This window comes from Thermomonas hydrothermalis, assembly GCF_900129205.1.
Taxonomy (GTDB): Bacteria; Pseudomonadota; Gammaproteobacteria; order Xanthomonadales; family Xanthomonadaceae; genus Thermomonas; species Thermomonas hydrothermalis.
Map to the genome: position 1 here is coordinate 27,501 of NZ_FQUK01000001.1, position 18,779 is coordinate 46,279.

The following is an 18,779-nucleotide window of genomic DNA, read 5'->3' on the forward strand; positions in this document are numbered from 1 at the left end:
GCCAACCTCGCCAAGGTCAAGGTCTTTGTGCAGGCCAAACGCTACAGGCTCGGCGCCAAGGTCAGTGCGAACACGGTGCGGCAGCTTCGGCAGGCCATTCCTTTCGGTGGACAGGGCGCTTTCATCACCACCGCCGACTTCCAGAATGCCGCTGCCGACGTGGCGCTGGAGCCCGGCTTCCCGCGCATCGGCCTGATCAACGGGCGCCAGCTCGTCGATCTGTTGATCGAACACTGGGGCGATATTCCACCGGAGTTTCGCGAGCGGCTCGGTCTGAAACCTGGCTTGGTTTTGGCATGATCCACCTCTCCGACGCTTGGCCCATTTCCGGCAAACCTTGGGTGAAGGATGCCGTATCGTTTTTCAGGGAGAGAAAACCATGACCACGCCCAACCAACTCGTCATCTTCGAGTCGAGCGGACAGCCGGTGCAGGTTCGGCTGGAGGGCGAATCCATCTGGCTGACGCAGCGCCAGATGGCCGAGGTCTTTGCCACCACGCCGGAAAACGTGCTCATGCACCTGAAGAACATCTTCCGAGATGGCGAGCTGGAGGAAGCGGCAACCACTAAGGATTTCTTAGCAGTTCAAACCGAGGGGCGTCGGCAGGTGCAGCGTCGCCTCAAGCACTACAACCTCGACGCCATCATCTCGGTGGGTTACCGGGTCAACTCCAGCCGCGCCACGCGCTTCCGCCAATGGGCCACGCGGGTGCTGCGCGAGCATCTGACCCAGGGCTACAGCCTGGACCGGCAGCGCTTCGAGCAAAACGCCGCCGAGCTGGAAGCGGCGCTAGCGCTGGTGAAAAAAGCCGCTGCCGGTGAGGCGCTGACCGCCGAGCAGGGGCGCGGGCTGGTGGACGTGATCGCCCGCTACACCCAAACCTTCCTATGGCTGCAACGTTACGACGAAGGCTTGCTCACCGCCCCGGCAGGCAGCCCGGGTGGGGCGCTGCCCACGCTGGAGGAGGCCCGCGCCGCCATCGCCCGCCTCAAGGCCGACCTGATGGCGCGCGGCGAGGCCACCGACCTGTTCGGGCGCGAGCGCGGCGATGCCTTTGCCGCGCTCCTGGGCAACCTGGCGCAGACGGTGTTTGGCGAGCCGGCCTATCCCACGGTGGAAACCAAGGCCGCGCACTTGCTGTATTTCGTCATCAAAAACCACCCCTTCACCGACGGCAACAAGCGCAGCGGTGCGTTGTTGTTCGTGGATTTTCTGGCGCGCAACGGGCGGCTGCTGCGGGGTGGCGAGCCGGTCATCAACGACGTGGGGCTGGCCGCACTGGCGCTTTTGGTGGCCGAATCGGATGCCAAGAACAAGGACGTGATGATCCGGCTGATCGAAAACATGCTGGCCGTGCCCGAAGGCGTGAACTCGTGAGGGCTGCATGAGGGCCGGCCAGCATCCCAACCGCCGCAGCCTGCGCCTGAAAGGCTACGACTACGCCCAGGCTGGAGCCTATTTCGTGACGATCTGCACCCAGGGGCGGGTATGTTTGTTCGGCGAGGTGGTGGATGGGGAGATGCGGTTGAATGCGGCGGGGGCCGTGGTCGATGCAGAATGGCATGGCCTGCCGCGCCGGTTTCCAGGGGTTCAGACCGATGCGTTCGTCGTCATGCCCAATCATGTGCACGGTATCATTCACGTAGGGGCGCGATTTATCGCGCCCGAATTCATCGCGCCCGAATTCGTGTCGTCCATCCAAACGGGTGTGGCGGATTACGATACGGGCGCGATGAATCGCGCCCCTACGGTGGGGGATATCGTGCGGGCGTTCAAGGCGGTGACGACGCGGCGCATTCGCCAACATGGCATGGCGAACTTTGGCTGGCAACGCAACTACTACGAACACATCATCCGCAACGAGGCTTCGCTCGACGGCATCCGCGCGTACATCGTCAACAATCCGTTGCAGTGGGCGCTGGATCGGGAGCACCCGGAGAATTGGAAAAGGGGGAAACCGTAATGGCGTTTCTTTCGGAGGCCGAGGTCGAAAGCGCGCTGCTCGCCCAGTTGCAAGGGCTTGGGTATCGCATCGAGCGCGAGGAGGACATCGGCCCCGATGGGCATCGACCGGAGCGCGACAGCCACGACGAGGTGGTGCTGAAAAAGCGCTTCGAGGCGGCGGTGGCACGCCTGAACCCTGGCCTGCCCTTGGAAGCGCGGCAGGAGGCGGTGCGGCGGGTGATGCAGTCCGAGCTGCCTTCGCTGCTCGAAGAAAACCGCCGCCTGCACAAGCTGATGACGGAAGGCGTGGACGTCGAGTATTACGCTGACGACGGTACGCTGAGGGCGGGCAAGGTTGCGCTCATCGACTTTGAGCACCCGGAGCAGAACGACTGGTTGGCGGTGAGCCAGTTCGTGGTGATCCGCGGCCAGAACAAGCGGCGGCCGGATGTGGTGGTGTTCGTCAACGGCTTGCCGCTGGCCGTGATCGAGCTGAAGGCGCCGGGCAGTGAAAACGCCCATCTGCTGGCTGCCTTCAACCAGTTGCAGACCTACAAGCAGCAGATCCCGCAGTTGTTCCACACCAACGCGCTGCTGGTCACCTCGGACGGCATTGCGGCGCGGGTCGGTTCGCTGTCCGCAGACTTGGAGCGCTTCATGCCGTGGCGCACCACCGATGGCACGGCCGTGGCACCGAAAGGTGCGCCGGAACTCGCCACCCTCATCGAGGGCGTGTTCGAGCCGCGCCGCCTGCTTGCGCTGCTGCGCGATTTCACCGTGTTTGGTGAAACGGGCACGGGGCTGGTCAAGATCATCGCGGGCTACCACCAGTTTCACGCGGTGCAAAAGGCGGTGGAGCAGACGCTGCGCGCGTCCGCACAAGGCGTGGCCGAAGATCCGGCGCGTTACGGTTTGCCCAGTGCCCAAACGCAGGCCACAGGCGACCGCCGCGCAGGCGTGATCTGGCACACGCAAGGCTCTGGCAAAAGCCTGCTGATGGCCTTTTATGCCGGGCTGCTGGTCAAGCACCCGGCGATGGAAAATCCGACGCTGGTGGTGCTGACCGACCGCAACGATTTGGACGACCAGCTCTTTGCCACCTTTTCGATGTGCCGCGATCTGATCCGGCAGACGCCGGTGCAGGCTGAGAGCCGCGAGCATTTGCAGGCGTTGTTGAGCCGCGCCTCGGGCGGGGTGATTTTCACGACCTTGCAGAAGTTCGGCGAGATCGCGGAGCCGCTCACCACCCGCCGCAACGTCGTCGTCATTGCGGATGAGGCGCACCGCAGTCAATACGGCTTCAAGGCCAAGGTGGACGCCAAAACGGGCGAGATTTCCTACGGCTTTGCCAAGTACCTGCGCGATGCCCTGCCGAATGCCTCCTTCATCGGCTTCACCGGCACGCCCATCGAGGCGGATGACATCAACACGCCTGCGGTGTTCGGCCATTACATCGATATCTACGACATCAGCCGTGCGGTCGAGGATGGCGCGACCGTGCCGATCTACTACGAGTCGCGGCTGGCGCGGATTGAGCTGGACGAGGACGAAAAGCCCAAGATCGATGCCGAGATCGAGGAGCTGCTCGAAGACGAGGAGGAACCGATCCGCGAGCGCGTCAAGCAGAAATGGGCCACGGTGGAAGCCCTGGTGGGCAGCGACAAGCGCCTGGCTCTGGTGGCGGCGGACATCGTTCAGCACTTCGAAGACCGCGTGGCGGCGCTGGACGGCAAGGCGATGGTGGTGTGCATGAGCCGCCGCATCTGCGTGAAGCTCTATGACGAGATCGTCAAGCTGCGGCCCGACTGGCACAGTGCCGACGACAACGCGGGCGCGGTCAAGATCGTGATGACCGGCTCGGCGAGCGACCCGCCCGAGTGGCAGCCGCACATCGGCAACAAAGCGCGGCGCGATCTGCTGGCCAAGCGCGCCCGCGATCCGAAAGACCCGCTCAAGCTCGTCATCGTGCGGGACATGTGGCTGACCGGCTTTGACGCGCCCTGCATGCACACGATGTACGTGGACAAGCCGATGCGCGGCCACGGCCTGATGCAGGCCATTGCGCGGGTGAACCGCGTGTTCCGCGACAAGCCTGCGGGGCTCGTCGTGGACTACATCGGCATTGCGCACAACCTGAAGTCGGCGCTGGCGCAGTATTCGCCGCGCGACCGCGAGCAGACGGGCGTGGATGAGGCGCAAGCCGTCGCGGTGATGATGGAGAAGTACGAGGTCGTGCGCGACATGTTCCACGGCTTCGACTACCGCGCCGCCTTGGATGGCACCCCGCAGCAGCGGCTGGCGATGATGGCAAGTGCCATTGAGTGGATTCTCGACCAGCAACAGCAGTGGGCGGCGAAGGAGCACACCCCGGAGGGCAAGAAAGCGGCCCATCGGCGCTTTCAGGACGCGGTGCTGGCCTTGTCCAAGGCGTTCGCGCTGGCGTCCGCCTCTGACGAAGCGCGTGAGATTCGGGAGGAAGTCGGTTTCTTCCAGGCGATCCGTGCTGCGCTGGTCAAGAGCGGCACCGGCTCGGGCGTGACCCCGCAAGCGCGTGATCTGGCCATCCAGCAAATCGTCAGCCGTGCGGTGGTCTCGACCGAGATCGTGGACATTCTGGCCGCAAGCGGGATCAAGAGCCCGGACATCTCCATCCTGTCGGACGAATTCCTCGCCGAAGTGCAGCAGATGGAGAAGAAGAACCTGGCGCTGGAAGCCTTGAAAAAGCTCCTCAACGACGGGATTCGCTCCCGAGCCAAGGCCAACGTGGTGGAAACCCGCGCATTCTCGCAGCGGCTGGAGGACGCGGTGGCACGCTACCACGCCAATGCCATCACCACCGCCGAGGTGCTGCAAGAACTGATTGAACTGGCCCGCGACATCCGCGCGGCGCGCCAACGGGGCGAAGAGCAGGGCCTCACGGACGAGGAGATCGCCTTCTACGACGCCCTGGCCGAGAATGAGAGCGCGGTGCAGGTCATGGGCGACGACAAGCTCAAGGTCATCGCTCACGAACTGCTGACGAGTCTGCGCGAGAACGTTACCGTGGACTGGGCGCACCGTGAATCGGCACGCGCTCGCATGCGCGTGCTGGTCAAGCGCATCCTGCGCAAGTATGGCTACCCGCCCGATTTACAGGATGCGGCGGTACAGACGGTGCTGGCCCAAGCGGAAGCATTGAGTATGCAGTGGGTTGCAGAGCCGCAGTTCACGGCCGTGCGACCGGTTTCAGGCTAGGCGCAAATACAGCAACGCCGCCCGCAGACGGCGTCCTGGTTGGGGTGTGAGGCGGTCAGTCGCCGCTGCCCATCAGCCGGCGCGCTTCGATGAATTTGTTGGCCCAGTAGCCTTCGCTGAGGCTGGACACGGTGACGTCGCGGCCGGTGCGCGGGGCGTGCAGGAACTGGCCATTGCCGATGTAGATGCCGACATGATCGACATGGCCGCGCCGGCCGAAGAACACCAGATCACCTTCGCTCAGTGCCTCGCGGCCGACGATGCGGGTGCCTTCCTGTGCCATCGCCCGGGACATGCGCGGCAGGTCGATGCCGATGGTACGAAACACGTAGCTGACCAGCCCGCTGCAGTCAAAGCCGCGTTCGGGCGAGCTGCCGCCATAGCGATAGGGCGTGCCGAGCAGGGTGAACGCGCGTTGCAGCACGGTCTTGATGGTGCCCCCTGCGGTCGCCGCAGGAACGGACGGGGCGGTGTCTGGGGTGGCGATCGGAGCGGTCTTGGGCAATGCCGGCAAGACCGCAGCCTCTGGCGCCGATGCGGGGGTCGAGATCGCTGCCGCGCTCGTGGTCGCGGTCGTGGTCGGAAGTGCTGCGGCCGCCTCGGTGGGGGCGGTCGCTTCGGCCGGAGGAGCGGCCAAGGCCGGCAGGGCGGTCAGGCAGCCAGCCAGGACGGCAATCAGGGAAAACAGACGGCGGGAACGTGGGGGGATATGGCCGTGGGGCAGGGTCACTGTCATCGCGCGGTCATCACGGTGCCGGAAACGGGGGGTGACTATGCCCGGGGATGGCCGGTGAAGGGTTCAGAAAACGTTAGCCGGCGACAACCTGAATAGGCCAAATGGCCTGTTTTGGGTCGGAAATGTCTGAAAATGTGATCGGAGTCACTTTTCGAAGAGCAGGCGCCGGGCGCCGCGGTAGTGGTCGCGCCACCAGGGGCCGTCCAGATGGTCTAGCCGTACCGTGCCGCCGCTGCTGGGGGCATGCACGAAGCGGCCTTCACCGACATAGATGCCAACGTGGGTGACGTCGCGGCCGGTGCCAAAGAACACCAGATCGCCGCCGGCCAGCTGCGACGGTGGAATCGGCGGGCCAGCCAGCGCGGCCAGTTCTCGGGTGGTGCGCGGCAGCCGCAGGTCGAGCATGTCGCGGTACACATAGCCGACCAGGCCGCTGCAATCGAATCCTCCTTCCGGGGTATTGCCGCCGTAGCGGTAGGGGGTGCCGACCAGGCTGATCGCCCGCATCAGCACGGCATTGGCTCGCACCGGGTCGGCGGGCGGTAGCACGGGCCAGGCCTGCAGACGTGCGGTGGCGGGTGCGGCCGGGCGAGGCGGGGCGCTGCCGCAGCCGGGCAGCAGCAACGCCAGCAGCAGCCCCAGGCATGGCGCAAGCGGGGCGAAGCAACGATAATGCAGGCCCGGTCGCTGATTGCAGTCGGCTGGTCTCATCAACGCGCAGTGTTGCCGCATCTGGCGGACACGGCAAGCACCCAACCGAAGGCAGGCACCTATGAAAATCGAGAAAGATCGCGTCGTCCGTTTCCACTATGCCGTGGCCGAGGCCGGCCAGGCCCCTGTCGAAAGCTCCAAGGACGGCGGCGAGCCGCTGGCGATCCTGTTTGGTCGCGGCCAGATCATTCCGGGGCTGGAGAAGGCGATGGAAGGCCATGAAGCGGGTGACAGCTTCAAGGCGTCGGTGCCGGCGGCAGAGGCCTACGGCGAGCGGCGCGAGGGGATGATCCAGCGTGTGCCGAAAAAGCATTTCGGTGAGATGCGGCTGGAGCCGGGCATGCAGGTGGTGGTCAACACCAACTTCGGCCCGCGTGCAGTCACCGTCGACAAGGTGGGCCTGACCACCGTCGATATCGACCTGAACCATCCGATGGCGGGCAAGGACCTGGAGTTCGACATCGAGATCGTGGAGGTGCGTGAGGCCAGCGAGGAAGAACTGGCGCACGGCCATGTCCACGGTGAGGGTGGTCACCAGCACTGATGCGGGGTTTTAGCCGGCGTGCGAGCCGGGGCAGGGGGCGTGCATGCAGGGAGAAGCGTCCGTCGATTGCCTGGTGGTCGGGGCCGGTGTGTCCGGGCTGGCCACCGCGTTTGCGTTGACCGAAGCCGGCCGCGAGGTGACCGTGATCGACGCCGGTGTGCCCGGCTGCGGCGCCTCGCACGGCAACTGCGGCACGCTCACGCCGAGCCATGCGCCACCGCTGGCGGGGCCGGGCACGCTGGCGAAGGTGCTGCGCTGGATGTTGACCCCGGATGCGCCGCTGTATGTCCGGCCGCTGCATGCCGTGCGGCGGTGGCGCTGGTTCCTCGGTTTTGCCCGCCGCTGCAATGCCCGCGACTATGCCGCCAGTGCCCGTGCCAAGTACGCCCTGCTGGCGGATTCGCGGGCGCGCATTGCCGACTGGATCGACCGGTATCGGCTGGACTGCGATTTCACTGAAAGCGGTGAGGATTACGTTTTCCGCACCGCGCGGGCGTTTGAGGACGAACTGACCGACCTGCCGCTGCTGCGGGCGTTAGGGATCGAGGTCGAGGTCATCGAAGGGGCGGCGTACGAGGCGCAGGAGCCGGCGGTCAAGCCCGGAGTGGCAGGGGCGATCCGGTTCCGTGGCGATGCCGCGCTGCGGCCGGACCGCTACGTGGCCGAGCTTGCCCGGGTGGCGCGCACGCACGGCTGTCATCTGTTCGAGCGCTGCCAGTTGCGGGCGTTGGCGCGCAGTCGTGACGGGCTGGTGGCCGACACCAGTCGCGGCCGCATTCGTGCCCGCGACGTGGTGCTGGCGACCGGCGCCTGGGCGCCGCTGCAGGCGGCCGATCTGGGCCTGCGTTGGCTGCGCCGCGCCATCGAGCCGGGCAAGGGGTATTCGATTACCTACACCCCGCCGGCCCTGCGTCCGCAGCGGCCACTGGTGCTGATCGAACCTTCGGTCTGTGTCACGTCCTGGCGCGGTGGCTACCGGCTGGGCAGCACCATGGAGTTTTCCGGCCACGACGACAGCCTCAACGAGCGTCGGCTGGCGGCGCTGGAGCGTGGTGCGCAGGCGTTCCTGCAGCAACCGTTCGGGCCCGAAGTGCAGGAGAAATGGTGTGGCTGGCGGCCGATGAGCCGCGATGACGTGCCCCTGATTGGCCGTGTCCCCGGCCGTGACCGGCTCTGGCTCAACCTCGGGCACGGCATGATGGGCGTGGGCATGAGTGCCGGCGGCGGCCAGCTGCTGGCTGATCTGATCACCGGCCGTCCGCCTGCACTCGACCCGACGCCGTTCGACCCGGCGCGGTTTGCTTAAACACCCGCGCCCACACGCGGGGCGCGTCAGTCTGGGCCCCGTCGGGTTGCGCAGACGGGGCGCGAGCAGGTCATACCTCCAGCGTGGCCATGTCGCCCTTTTGTTCCAGCCAGGCCTTGCGGTCGGAGGCGCGTCTCTTGGCCAGCAGCAGATCCATCAGCCGGTGGGTTTCCTCGGCATCGTCGATGGTGAGCTGCACCAGCCGGCGCGTGTCCACGTGCATGGTCGATTCGCGCAGCTGTTGCGGGTTCATCTCGCCCAGCCCCTTGAAGCGGGTGACGCTGACCTGCCCTTTGGGTTTTTCGCGGGCGATCTTGTCCAGCAGCAGGCGCTTTTCTTCCTCGTCCAGCGCGTAAAACACCTGCTTGCCCACGTCCACGCGGAACAGCGGCGGCATCGCCACGAACACATGGCCGCCGTGCACCAGCGCCGGGAAGTGGCGCAAAAACAGGGCCGACAGCAGGGTGGCGATGTGCAGCCCATCGGAATCGGCGTCGGCCAGGATGATGATCTTGCCGTAGCGTAGGCCGGTCAGGTCGTCCTTGCCGGGGTCGCAGCCGATCGCCACCGCCAGGTCATGCACTTCCTGCGACGCCAGCACCTGGCCGGAGGCCACCTCCCAGGTATTGAGGATCTTGCCGCGCAGCGGCAGGATGGCCTGGAACTCCTTGTCGCGCGCCTGCTTGGCGCTGCCGCCGGCGGAGTCGCCTTCGACCAGGAACAGCTCGGTGCGCGACAGGTCCTGGCTGATGCAGTCGGCCAGCTTGCCGGGCAGGGCCGGGCCCTGGGTGACTTTTTTGCGGACGATCTGCTTTTCCGTCTTCAACCGTGCGCTGGCGCGCTCGATGGCCAGCTGGGCGATCCGCTCGCCGGCTTCGGTGTTGGCGTTGAGCCACAGGCTGAAGGCATCGTGCGCGGCGCCTTCCACGAACCCGGCCGCCTGGCGCGAGGACAGGCGCTCCTTGGTCTGGCCGGAGAACTGCGGGTCGGTCATCTTCAGCGACAGCACGAAGCTGATGCGATCCCAGACGTCCTCCGGCGCCAGCTTGACCCCGCGCGGCAGCAGGTTGCGGAAATCGCAGAACTCGCGCAGCGCCTCGGTGAAGCCGGTGCGCAGCCCGTTGACGTGGGTGCCGTGCTGGGGGGTGGGGATCAGGTTGACGTAGCTTTCCTGCACCAGCTCGCCCTCGGGCACCCAGGCCACCGCCCAGTCCACCACTTCGGTGTCTTTCTTCAGCGACCCGACGAACAGCTCCGGTGGCAGCAGCTCGCGGTCGGCAAGCTCGCCGCGCAGGTAGTCGCGCAGGCCGTCTTCGAAATACCACTGCACGCGCTCGCCGCTGGCCTCGTCGTACAGGGTGACCGTCAGCCCCGGGCACAGCACGGCCTTGGCGCGCAGCAGGTGCTTGAGCGCGCGCAGGTTGAACTTAGGGGTGTCGAAATACTTCGGATCAGGCCAGAACCGCAGCCGGGTGCCGGTGTTTTTCTTGCCGACACTGCCCACCACGCGCAGCGGGCTGGCCGGTGCGCCGTCGGCAAACGCCATGTGGTACTCGTTGCCGTCGCGCTTGATATAGACGTCGACCTTTTTCGACAGCGCATTGACCACGCTGACGCCGACGCCATGCAGGCCGCCGCTGAAGGTGTAGTTCTTGTTGCTGAACTTGCCGCCCGCGTGCAGGCGGGTGAGGATCAGCTCGACGCCGGGGATTTTCTCCTCCGGGTGGATGTCCACCGGCATGCCGCGGCCGTCATCGGCGACTTCGCAGCTGCCGTCGGCATACAGCGTGACGTCGATCCGGCGCGCGTAGCCGGCCAGTGCCTCGTCCACGGCATTGTCGATGACTTCCTGCGCCAGATGGTTGGGGCGGCTGGTGTCGGTGTACATGCCGGGCCGGCGCTTGACGGGGTCCAGCCCGGAAAGGACTTCGATGTCGGCGGCGTTGTAACGGCTGTTCATAAGCAGGGGTCAGCAAAGAGCCCAGCAGGATGGGCGCGGCGGCGGTTGGGGTCAAGCCGCCCGGATGCCTGGCGGCGGCCAGCCTGGGCTGGCCGGAGGATGGCCTAGAATGCAGGCGAATGCCTGCGCAGGCCTGAACGCGTCCCGCAGGGGAACGTCTGAACGACGAGGACACCATGGCGGGGGATCCGGCAGCACGAGCGGAGCAGCAGGCCATGCCGCAGCCGGTGCGGCTGCTGGTGGGCGACATCGGCGGCACCCATGCCCGGCTGGGCGTGATGGACGTCGCCGGCGCTGACCGTCGGTTGTTGGCATTGCGTCGATATGCCTGTGCCGACGCCGCTGATCTGGCCGCCCTGCTGCGGCGCTTTCAGACGGATGAGGCGGCGTCAGGTGCCGCGACGGCAACGGTCGCTGTGCTGGCGATTGCCGGGGTGGTGGAGGGCGATCAGCTGCTCAGCCGCAACCTGCCCTGGCCGGTGTCGCTGACCGCCACCCGGCGCGATGCCGGCATGTCTGCGCTGTACCTAATCAACGACTTCGAGGCGCTGGCCTGGGCCGTGCCGGGGCTGGCCGCGGCGCAACGGCGCACGCTGGACGGAACTGACAGCCCGGCGGCGCTGCCGCTGCCGGCCTTGGTGCTGGGGCCGGGGACGGGGCTGGGTGCCGCGGTGGTGGTGGACGTGGATGGCGCGCCGCGGGTGCTCCCCAGCGAGGCCGGGCAGGCGGCGCTGGCGCCAGGCACGGCACTGGAAATCGAGCTGCTGCGGGTGTTGCAGGCCCGATTTGGGCATGTGGCCTGCGAGCGGGTGGTGTCCGGCCCTGGGTTGGTCAACCTGTATCAGGCGTTGGCGGAGGTGCGGGGATGTGCGGCACAGGCGAAAACCCCGGCCGACGTGGTCGCCGCCGTCCATCAGGGGGAGGCACTGGCCAGCGAGTGCGTGGCGCTGTTCTGCCAGTGGTGGGGCGGGGTGGCCGGCGATCTGGCGCTGACCTTTCGTGCCCGTGCCGTTTGCCTGGCCGGTGGCCTGACCGTGCATCTGGGGGACGCGCTGCGTCAGGGCGGGTTCCGGCAGCGGTTTGCCGACAAAGGGGTGCTGTCCGAAGCGCTGCGTCAGGTGCCGGTGTGTACGGTCGAAGATGACACGCTGGCCCTGGTCGGGGCGGCGGCCTGGTATGTGGCGCGCCGGCCGGGGTGATCGGGGCGTCCGGCTGCGTGCAGATTTTCCTTTCCATTCAATGGGTTTTTTCACGGCCCGGGCGGGTGTGCCTGCACGGGCGGGTGCCTTGCCGCTAGAATGCGGCTTTCCAGCGACACGCTGCCAACATGACATCCCCCCATTCCCATACGCCCCTGCTGTTCGTCACCGGGGGCGTGGTGTCCTCGCTCGGCAAGGGCATCGCCGCCGCCTCGCTTGCGGCCATCCTCGAAGCGCGTGGCCTCAAGGTCACGATGATGAAGCTCGACCCCTACCTCAACGTCGATCCGGGCACGATGAGCCCGTTCCAGCACGGCGAGGTCTATGTCACTGACGACGGCGCCGAGACCGACCTCGATCTCGGCCACTACGAGCGCTTCGTCAACACCCGCCTGTCCGGGCGCAACTCGATCACCACCGGCAAGATCTATGAGGCGGTGATCCGCAAGGAGCGTCGCGGCGACTACCTGGGCGGCACCGTGCAGGTGATCCCGCACGTCACCGACCAGATCAAGCACTGCATCGACGCCGCCACCGCCGGCTTCGATGTGGGCATCGTCGAGATCGGCGGCACCGTGGGCGATATCGAGTCGCTGCCGTTCCTGGAGGCCATCCGCCAGTTGCGCATCGAACGCGGCGCCGATCGTGCCATGTTCATGCACCTGACCCTGGTGCCGTACATCGCCGCCGCCGGCGAACTCAAGACCAAGCCCACCCAGCATTCGGTGAAGGAGCTGCGCAGCATCGGCATCCAGCCGGATGTGCTGATGTGCCGCAGCGAGAAACCGCTGCCGGACGGCGAGCGGCGCAAGATCGCGCTGTTCACCAATGTGCCGGAAAAAGCGGTGATCTCGGCCATCGACCTGGACAACATCTACAAGATCCCGCGCTGGCTGCATGCCCAGGGGCTGGATCAGCTGGTGGTCGATCAGCTGCGCCTGCACGACAAGGCACACCCGGCCGATCTGTCGGCCTGGGATGCGGTGGTGGAGGCCTCCGAGCATCCCGAGGATGAGGTCACCATCGCCGTGGTCGGCAAATACGTCGATCACAAGGATGCCTACAAATCGGTGGCCGAAGCCCTAAAGCACGGTGGTCTGCGTCAGCGCACCCGGGTCAACCTGCGTTGGATCGAGGCCGGCGACATCGAGCGCGAAGGTGCTGCCGCGCTGCTGGCCGGCGTGGACGGCGTGCTGGTGCCGGGTGGCTTCGGTGATCGTGGTTTCGAGGGCAAGGTGCTGACCTCGCAGCATGCGCGTGCGACCGGGTTGCCGTACTTCGGTATCTGCTACGGCATGCAGGCGGCGGTGGTGGACATCGCCCGGCACAAGGCCGGGTTGGCCGGTGCCAACAGCACCGAGAACGACCGCAATACTCCGCACCCGGTGATCGGCCTGATCACCGAATGGCGCACCCAAACCGGCCAGGTGGAACGGCGCAGCGAAGACTCCGACCTGGGCGGCACCATGCGTCTGGGCTTGCAGGAGCAGCGCATCCGGCCTGGCACGCTGGCGTATCGGCTGTATGGCAAGGAGGTGGTGGCCGAGCGGCACCGCCACCGCTACGAGTTCAACAACCGCTACCGCACCCAGCTGGAAGCCGCAGGGCTAGTGATCTCGGCTAAGTCGATGGATGATCAGCTGGTGGAGATGATCGAGCTGGCGCAATCCGAACATCCGTGGTTTCTGGCCTGTCAGGCCCATCCGGAGTTCCTGTCCACGCCGCGCAGCGGGCACCCGCTGTTCATCGGCTTCATCCGCGCCGCCCGCGAACGCCGTGCGGCCCAGCAGACGTGAGTGCACCCATGGATCTTTGTGGCTTCAAGGTCGGGCTGGATCAGCCGCTGTTTCTGATTGCCGGCCCCTGCGTGGTGGAAAGCGAGCAGTTGCAGATCGATGTGGCGGGTCGGTTGAAGGAAATCACCGGCAAGCTCGGGATCAACTTCATCTTCAAGTCCAGTTTCGACAAGGCCAACCGCACCTCGCTGCACAGCTTCCGTGGCCCCGGCATGGAAGAGGGCTTGCGCGTGCTGGCCGAGGTCAAGCGCCAGATCGGCGTGCCGGTGCTCACTGACGTGCACGAATACACGCCGATGGACGAAGTGGCCGCGGTCGTCGATGTCTTGCAGACGCCCGCCTTCCTGGTGCGCCAGACCGACTTCATCCGCAAGGTCTGCGAGGCTGGCAAGCCGGTCAACATCAAGAAAGGCCAGTTCCTGTCGCCGTGGGACATGAAGCCGGTGGTCGAGAAGGCCATGTCCACCGGCAATCGCCAGATCATGGTCTGCGAGCGCGGCGTCAGCTTTGGCTACAACAATCTGGTATCGGACATGCGCAGCCTGGCGGTCATGCGTGAGACCGGCTGCCCGGTGGTGTTCGATGCCACCCACTCGGTGCAGTTGCCGGGCGGGCAGGGCAACCGTTCCGGCGGTCAGCGCGAGTTCGTGCCGGTGTTGGCGCGGGCGGCGGTCGCGGCCGGGGTTGCGGGTCTGTTCATGGAAACCCATCCTGACCCCGATCGGGCCCTGTCCGATGGCCCCAACGCCTGGCCGCTGGACAAAATGGAGGCGCTGCTGGACACGCTGCTTGCCCTGGATGCGGCGGTCAAGCGCCAAGGCTTTCTCGAACAGACTCTCTGACCCCGTTTCTTTCAGGACGACTCGTTACCATGACCACGATCCGTCAGATCCACGCCCGCGAAATCCTCGACAGCCGCGGCAACCCCACCCTCGAAGCCGATGTCGTGCTTGCCGATGGCAGCCTCGGCCGCGCCGCGGTGCCCTCGGGCGCGTCCACCGGCAGCAAGGAGGCGGTGGAGCTTCGTGATGGCGACAAGACCCGCTATCTCGGCAAGGGTGTGACGCGGGCGGTGGCCAACGTCAATGGCCCGATCGCGGAGGCCCTGCGTGGGGTTGATGCCAGCGATCAGGCCGGGCTGGACCGCCGTCTGATCGATCTGGATGGCACCGAGAACAAGGGCCGGCTGGGCGCCAATGCGCTGCTGGGGGTGTCGCTGGCGGCCGCGCGCGCGGTGGCAGTGTCGCGCAAGCAGGCGCTGTGGCAGTACCTCGCCGGTCTGAGTGGTGCCACGCCGACCCTGCCGGTGCCGATGATGAACATCATCAACGGCGGTGCGCATGCCGATAACAATGTGGATCTGCAGGAGTTCATGATCCTGCCGGTGGGTTTCGACCGGTTCTCCGAGGCCCTGCGGGCCGGCGCCGAGGTGTTCCATGCGCTGAAGTCGGTGCTCAAGGGGCGTGGTCTGTCCACGGCGGTTGGTGACGAAGGTGGCTTTGCGCCCGACCTGCGCAGCAACGAAGAGGCGCTGGAAACCATCCTGGAAGCCATCGGCAAGGCCGGCTACAAGGCCGGCGAAGACGTGCTGCTGGGGCTGGACGTGGCCTCCACCGAGTTCTTCGAGAACGGCAAATACCACCTGACCGGCGAAGGCAAGCGCCTGACCTCGGAGCAGTTCGTCGATTTCCTGGCCAACTGGTGCACCCAGTACCCGATCGTCACCATCGAAGACGGCATGGCCGAGGACGACTGGGACGGCTGGAAGCTGCTCACCGATCGCCTGGGCGGTCAGGTGCAGCTGGTCGGCGACGACCTGTTCGTCACCAACCCGCGCATCTTCAAGGACGGCATCGCGCGTGGCGTGGCCAATGCCATCCTGATCAAAGTCAACCAGATCGGCACCCTCAGCGAGACGCTGGAAGCCATCGCGATGGCGGATGCGGCGAAGTATGCGGCAATCGTTTCGCACCGTTCCGGTGAAACCGAGGACACCACGATTGCCGACATCGCGGTGGCCACGACGGCCACGCAAATCAAGACCGGCTCGCTGTGCCGCAGCGACCGCGTGGCCAAGTACAACCAGCTGCTGCGGATCGAGGAGCAGTTGGGCGCCGAGGCGCGCTACGCCGGGCGTGCGGCATTCGTGTCGATGCAGCGTTGACGGGACCGGTGGCGGCGGCAGTGAACCCGGTGCGTGTGCTGCTGGTGGCGCTGGTGCTGCTGCTGGCCGTGCTGCAGTACACGTTCTGGTATGGCAGCCATGGTCAGCGCGAAGTGGCGGCCTTGCAGGCACAGGTCGCCGCCCAGCGCGAGGAGAACCAGCGGTTGCAGGCGCGCAACGATGCGCTGGCCGCCGAAGTGGCCGATCTCAAGAGCAGCGGTGAGGCGGTCGAGGAGCGCGCCCGCGCCGAGCTTGGCATGGTCAAGCCCGGCGAGACGTTTTACCGGGTGATCGAGCGCCCCGCCTCTGCCCTGGCGGCCCCGGCTGATTCCGGTCAGCCTGCGCCATGAGCTGGGTGCTGGTTCCGGCCGCCGGCCGCGGTCGCCGTTTCGGCGGTGACATTCCCAAGCAATACCTGCACATCGCCGGCCGGCCGTTGATCGCCCACACCCTGCAGGCCCTGCTGTCGCATCCTGAGATTGAGGGTGCGGTGATCGCGCTGGCTGAGAACGATCCCTACTGGCCGGGCTGGTCGCAGTGGCAGGGCAAGCCGGTGCGCGTCTGCATTGGCGGTGCCGAACGTGCCGATTCGGTGGCGGCGGCGTTGCAGGCATTGCCGGACAGCGTGACCGACGAGACGGTGGTGCTGGTGCATGACGCCGCCCGCCCCAATCTGCGGCACAGCGATATCGACCGTCTGCTGGCGGCGGCCGCGGCCTGTGCCGATGGTGCGCTGCTGGCCGCGCCAGTGCGCGATACCCTCAAGCGCGCCGATGCCGCCGCGCGCAGCCTCGGCACCGAGCCACGCGAGCGGCTGTGGCGGGCGCTGACGCCGCAGGCGTTTCGCCGTGGCCTGCTGCAGCGGGCGCTGGCGGAGGCGGCGCAGGCGGGCGTCATGGTGACCGACGAGGCGATGGCGGTGGAGCGGCTGGGGTTGCGGCCGCAGCTGGTGGAAGGCCGCGAGGACAATCTGAAAGTGACCACGCCGGCCGATCTGGCGCTGGTCGCATTCCTGCTGGAGACGCCGTGATGACGGACATTCGCATCGGTCAGGGCCTGGATGTGCACGCCTTCGGCGCGGGCGATCACGTGATGCTGGGCGGGGTGCGCATTCCCCACACCCAGGGTGTGCAGGCGCACAGCGATGGCGACGTGGTGCTGCATGCCCTGTGTGATGCCATGCTCGGGGCGCTGGCACTGGGTGATATCGGCCGGCATTTCCCGCCCTCGGATCCACGCTGGAAGGATGCCGACAGCCGGGTCTTTCTTCGCCACTGCCAGGCGCTGCTCAGCGAACGCGGCTGGCGGGTGGGCAACTGCGATATCACCGTGATCTGCGAGGCGCCCAAGGTCGGGCCGCATGCGCTGGCGATGCGCGAGGTGATTGCGGCGGAGCTCGGTATTGCGCTCGATGCGGTGAGCATCAAGGCCACCACCAGCGAACGGCTTGGGTTCACTGGCCGTGGCGAGGGCATTGCCGCACAGGCGGTGTGCCTGCTGGTTCGTGCATGAACCCGATCTCGGTGCGTGCACACGGGGCGCCGGTGCTGCAGGCGCGCATCCGCAGTGTGGCGGAAGATTTTTTTGTCGAAGAGTTGCCCGCGTTTGCGGCCAGCGGGGCGGGTGAGCACCTGCTGCTGACCGTGGAAAAGCGTGGCATGAACACCCCCTTTGCCGCCCAGCGGATCGCTCGCTGGGCCGGCGTGCCGGTGTCGGCGGTCGGCTTTGCCGGGATGAAGGATCGCCACGCGGTGACCCGGCAGCGGTTCAGCGTGTGGCTGCCCAAGCGGGTGGCGCCGCCGCTGGAGGCCCTGCAGAGCGACGACCTGCGCGTGCTGGATCACGTCTGGCACAGCCGCAAGCTGCCGCGTGGTGCCTTGGCCGGTAACCGCTTCGTGCTGGTGCTGCGCGGGGTGCAGGGGGCCTCGGAGGCGATCGAGGCGCGGCTGCGGGCGATTGCCGCGCAGGGCGTCCCCAATGCGTTTGGTCGGCAACGGTTTGGGCGCGACGGCGGCAATGTGGCCGCGGCGCTGGCGATGTTTGCCGGCCAGCGGGTGCGCCGGGAGACGCGCACGCTGCTGCTGTCGGCGGCGCGCTCGGCGCTGTTCAATCAGGTGCTGGCGGCGCGGGTGGCGGCAGGCAGTTGGGCAACGGCGCTGGAGGGCGAGGTGTTCATGCTGGACGGCAGCCACAGCGTGTTCGGCCCGGAGCCGCTCACGCCGGCGCTGCAATCCCGGCTGGCCGCCTTCGACATCCACCCCACCGGCCCGCTGTGGGGCGCAGGTGACCTGCGCAGCGTGGCGGCGGCGCGGGCGCTCGAACTGGCGGCGCTGGCCGACCCGGATGCCATGCGGCTGCGTGCCGGGCTGGAGCAGGCCGGGCTGCGGCAGGAGCGGCGTGCGCTCAGGCTGCGTCCGGTCGCGCTGGACTGGACCTGGCTGCAGGCCGACACCCTGGTGTTGCGCTTCGTTCTGCCGCCCGGCGGCTATGCCACCGCCCTGCTCGATGAGCTGGGGCAGATCGAGGATGCCCAGGCCGCCGCCGGGGCGGAGGCCGACTGAGTCGCGGCGGCGGCCTGCCTCAGCGGGTGTCCAGCAGCACCAGAACCGCCCCGGTGCCGCCCTGCGCGGGTGGCGGGGAATGAAACGCCAGCACGTCGGCGCGCTGACGCAGCAGACGGTCGACCAGATTCTTCAGTACCGGCAGGCGGTCTTCCGAGTGCCGGCCCTTGCCGTGAATGATGCGGACGCAGTACAGCCGGTGGCTGCGGCAATCACGCAGGAACTGGCGCAGCAGGGCTTCGGCGGTCTGTACCGGCAGGCCGTGCAGGTCCAGCTCCTCCTGCGCGGCATAGTCGCCGCGCGCCAGTTTTTTCAGGATGCGCGGGGCAATGTCATCGCGTCGGTAGCTGAGCGGATCCCCAGCGTCCAGCGCGCGGGTGAGCACCTGCCGGAACTCGGCGCGGGCCTCGTCCTCGTCGCGTCGGGCCATGCGTGCCGCCGGACGTGGTCGGGGTGGGGTGGGCGGCGGCGGCGCTGGCGGAAGCACCCGCACCTTGCCGCGGTCAGCCCCGATTGCAGCGCGGAACAGCGCGGCATCGTCGGCCGGGGTGGCCTCGGGGGGCGTGGCGTCGGGCGGAGCTTTGCGCATGTGACAAGGGTACCCCGAAGCGGCGGGGGCATCC

Annotated in this window: 18 protein-coding genes (1 of these 18 only partly in view); 14 read left to right on the forward strand and 4 right to left on the reverse strand. The window is 67.0% G+C overall.

The window, feature by feature from the left end; all coding sequences use genetic code 11:
• The 4 genes from BUA29_RS00145 to BUA29_RS00160 all read left to right on the forward strand — a co-directional run.
• Nucleotides 1-300: the 3' portion of a restriction endonuclease gene (locus tag BUA29_RS00145; RefSeq protein WP_072754612.1), read on the forward strand. It extends 672 nt beyond the left edge of the window; the window shows 300 of its 972 coding nt (coding positions 673-972); its start codon lies off the left edge, out of view; the stop codon is at nucleotides 298-300.
• 79 nt (nucleotides 301-379) lie between these two features.
• Entirely contained in the window at nucleotides 380-1,378 is a 999-nt protein-coding gene (locus BUA29_RS00150; protein ID WP_072754613.1) for a virulence RhuM family protein/type II toxin-antitoxin system death-on-curing family toxin, read from the forward strand.
• A gap of 7 nt (nucleotides 1,379-1,385) precedes the next feature.
• Entirely contained in the window at nucleotides 1,386-1,964 is a 579-nt protein-coding gene (locus BUA29_RS00155; RefSeq protein WP_072754614.1) for a transposase, read from the forward strand.
• Complete coding sequence (locus BUA29_RS00160) at nucleotides 1,964-5,179, forward strand: type I restriction endonuclease subunit R (RefSeq protein ID WP_072754615.1); 3,216 nt, start codon at nucleotides 1,964-1,966, stop codon at nucleotides 5,177-5,179. The genes BUA29_RS00155 and BUA29_RS00160 overlap by 1 nt, the downstream gene beginning before the upstream one ends.
• Before the next feature lie 55 nt (nucleotides 5,180-5,234).
• Here the strand turns inward: BUA29_RS00160 and BUA29_RS12520 are convergent, their stop codons facing one another.
• Both BUA29_RS12520 and BUA29_RS00170 read right to left on the reverse strand, forming a co-directional pair.
• Complete coding sequence (locus tag BUA29_RS12520) at nucleotides 5,235-5,915, reverse strand: C40 family peptidase (RefSeq protein WP_084602269.1); 681 nt, start codon at nucleotides 5,913-5,915, stop codon at nucleotides 5,235-5,237.
• 144 nt (nucleotides 5,916-6,059) lie between these two features.
• Nucleotides 6,060-6,626: a C40 family peptidase gene (locus BUA29_RS00170; protein ID WP_084602270.1), complete on the reverse strand. Its 567-nt coding sequence runs from the start codon at nucleotides 6,624-6,626 to the stop codon at nucleotides 6,060-6,062.
• Between the two features lie 61 nt (nucleotides 6,627-6,687).
• Here BUA29_RS00170 and BUA29_RS00175 point away from each other — a divergent pair, with 61 nt between their 5' ends.
• Together BUA29_RS00175 and BUA29_RS00180 are read left to right on the forward strand one after the other, a co-directional pair.
• A complete protein-coding gene (locus tag BUA29_RS00175) occupies nucleotides 6,688-7,170 on the forward strand; it encodes an FKBP-type peptidyl-prolyl cis-trans isomerase (RefSeq protein WP_072754616.1) in 483 nt (160 codons plus the stop codon).
• Between the two features lie 43 nt (nucleotides 7,171-7,213).
• Entirely contained in the window at nucleotides 7,214-8,476 is a 1,263-nt protein-coding gene (locus tag BUA29_RS00180) for an NAD(P)/FAD-dependent oxidoreductase (protein ID WP_072754617.1), read from the forward strand.
• Between the two features lie 70 nt (nucleotides 8,477-8,546).
• Here BUA29_RS00180 and parE read toward each other — a convergent pair whose 3' ends face one another.
• A complete protein-coding gene (gene parE, locus BUA29_RS00185; RefSeq protein ID WP_072754618.1) occupies nucleotides 8,547-10,436 on the reverse strand; it encodes a DNA topoisomerase IV subunit B in 1,890 nt (629 codons plus the stop codon).
• Nucleotides 10,437-10,612: 176 nt separating this feature from the next.
• Between parE and BUA29_RS00190 the strand changes: the two genes are divergently transcribed.
• The 8 genes from BUA29_RS00190 to truD all read left to right on the forward strand — a co-directional run bounded on the left by BUA29_RS00190 (nucleotide 10,613) and on the right by truD (nucleotide 18,156).
• Nucleotides 10,613-11,635 (forward strand): glucokinase, encoded by a 1,023-nt coding sequence (locus tag BUA29_RS00190; RefSeq protein ID WP_072754619.1) that lies wholly within the window; start codon nucleotides 10,613-10,615, stop codon nucleotides 11,633-11,635.
• Nucleotides 11,636-11,763: 128 nt separating this feature from the next.
• A complete protein-coding gene (locus tag BUA29_RS00195) occupies nucleotides 11,764-13,431 on the forward strand; it encodes a CTP synthase (RefSeq protein WP_072754620.1) in 1,668 nt (555 codons plus the stop codon).
• 8 nt (nucleotides 13,432-13,439) lie between these two features.
• Entirely contained in the window at nucleotides 13,440-14,273 is an 834-nt protein-coding gene (gene kdsA, locus BUA29_RS00200; protein ID WP_072754700.1) for a 3-deoxy-8-phosphooctulonate synthase, read from the forward strand.
• Nucleotides 14,274-14,302: 29 nt separating this feature from the next.
• Complete coding sequence (eno, locus tag BUA29_RS00205) at nucleotides 14,303-15,595, forward strand: phosphopyruvate hydratase (protein WP_072754621.1); 1,293 nt, start codon at nucleotides 14,303-14,305, stop codon at nucleotides 15,593-15,595.
• Nucleotides 15,596-15,615: 20 nt separating this feature from the next.
• Nucleotides 15,616-15,945: a cell division protein FtsB gene (gene ftsB, locus BUA29_RS00210; RefSeq protein ID WP_072754701.1), complete on the forward strand. Its 330-nt coding sequence runs from the start codon at nucleotides 15,616-15,618 to the stop codon at nucleotides 15,943-15,945.
• Nucleotides 15,942-16,625 (forward strand): 2-C-methyl-D-erythritol 4-phosphate cytidylyltransferase, encoded by a 684-nt coding sequence (gene ispD / locus BUA29_RS00215; RefSeq protein WP_072754622.1) that lies wholly within the window; start codon nucleotides 15,942-15,944, stop codon nucleotides 16,623-16,625. The genes ftsB and ispD overlap by 4 nt, the downstream gene beginning before the upstream one ends.
• Nucleotides 16,625-17,107, forward strand: coding sequence for a 2-C-methyl-D-erythritol 2,4-cyclodiphosphate synthase (ispF, locus tag BUA29_RS00220; RefSeq protein WP_072754623.1), 483 nt, complete (start codon nucleotides 16,625-16,627; stop codon nucleotides 17,105-17,107). The genes ispD and ispF overlap by 1 nt, the downstream gene beginning before the upstream one ends.
• A complete protein-coding gene (truD, locus tag BUA29_RS00225; RefSeq protein ID WP_072754624.1) occupies nucleotides 17,104-18,156 on the forward strand; it encodes a tRNA pseudouridine(13) synthase TruD in 1,053 nt (350 codons plus the stop codon). Before ispF ends, truD begins: the two co-directional genes overlap by 4 nt.
• A 19-nt stretch (nucleotides 18,157-18,175) precedes the next feature.
• Here truD and BUA29_RS00230 read toward each other — a convergent pair whose 3' ends face one another.
• A complete protein-coding gene (locus BUA29_RS00230) occupies nucleotides 18,176-18,745 on the reverse strand; it encodes a Smr/MutS family protein (protein WP_072754625.1) in 570 nt (189 codons plus the stop codon).
• Nucleotides 18,746-18,779: the final 34 nt, after the last annotated feature.